At 66.2% G+C, this 1,131-nt stretch carries 1 protein-coding gene; it reads left to right on the top strand.

Annotated elements, in window-relative coordinates; translation table 11 throughout:
- Positions 1-125: 125 nt before the first annotated feature.
- Positions 126-1,131 (top strand): IS481 family transposase (locus tag ABZZ22_RS27020; protein WP_354938671.1); only part of this gene is annotated, 1,006 nt, incomplete at its 3' end.

Here is a 1,131-nt window from a genome sequence, read left to right as displayed (position 1 = left end):
TGTGATGTCCAGGCACGTTGGTCGAAGTCCTGCGACGACACGATCTGACTTGTAGGTGGACGAAGGCCTCCCCGGTGTGGAGTGGAGCTGTCTAGGAACCAGTTCCGCCACCAGGAGAGGCCTTCGTGTCCCACGCTACTCATGCCAACGCTGCTTTGACCCCACGCGCCCGGCTCCGACTCGCGCGTTTGGTCGTTGACCACGACTGGTCCCCGGCCCGTGCTGCCGAGCGTTACGACGTTTCGTGGCGCACCGCGAACAAGTGGGCTGAGCGCTACCGCGAGGAAGGTCCGGCGGGGATGTACGACCGGTCCTCGGCCCCGCGCCACCAGCCGAACCGGACCTCGGCGCCGGTGGTGCGCAAGATCGTGCATCTGCGCTGGAAGCAGCGCCTCGGCCCGGTCGCGATCGCCGATCGGCTCAACATGGCGTCCTCGACCGTGCACGCGGTCCTGGTCCGCTGCCGGCTCAACCGGCTCACCCACATCGACCGCGCCACCGGTGAACCGATCCGCCGCTACGAGCACGAGGCACCCGGCGACCTGATCCACGTCGACGTCAAGAAACTCGGCCGAATCCCCGACGGGGGCGGCTGGCGGTACGTGGGCAAGCACCAGGGCGACAAGAACCGCTCCGCGACCGCGGTACGTACCGGCGGCCCGAAGAACAAACACTCCCAACCACTGATCGGGACCTGCTACCTGCACACCGTCATCGACGACCACTCCCGCCTCGCCTACGTCGAGGCCCATGACGACGAGACCAAGGAGACCGCGACCGAGGTCCTCAAGAACGCGGTCGCCTGGTTCGCCGAACGTGGCGTCACCGTGAAACGGGTGCTCAGCGACAACGGCAGCTGCTACCGGTCCCACCTGTGGCGCGACACGTGCGCCGATCTAGACATCACACCGAAGAGGACCCGGCCCTACCGGCCCCAGACCAACGGGAAGATCGAGCGTTTCCACCGCACCCTGGCCGAGGGCTGGGCGTTCAAGAAGTTCTACAACTCCGAGTCAGCCCGCCTGGCCGCTCTGCCAGGATGGGTCCACGAGTACAACCATCACCGACCCCACTCAGCAATCGGGAAGGCCGCACCCATCACCAGGTTGAACAACCTGGCTGGGCATCACA

The sequence above is a fragment of the Nocardioides sp. NPDC006273 genome, assembly GCF_040613495.1.
GTDB lineage: Bacteria > Actinomycetota > Actinomycetes > Propionibacteriales > Nocardioidaceae > Nocardioides.
Note: the sequence above shows the minus strand (reverse complement) of the source record. Positions and strands in the feature narration are given on the sequence as shown.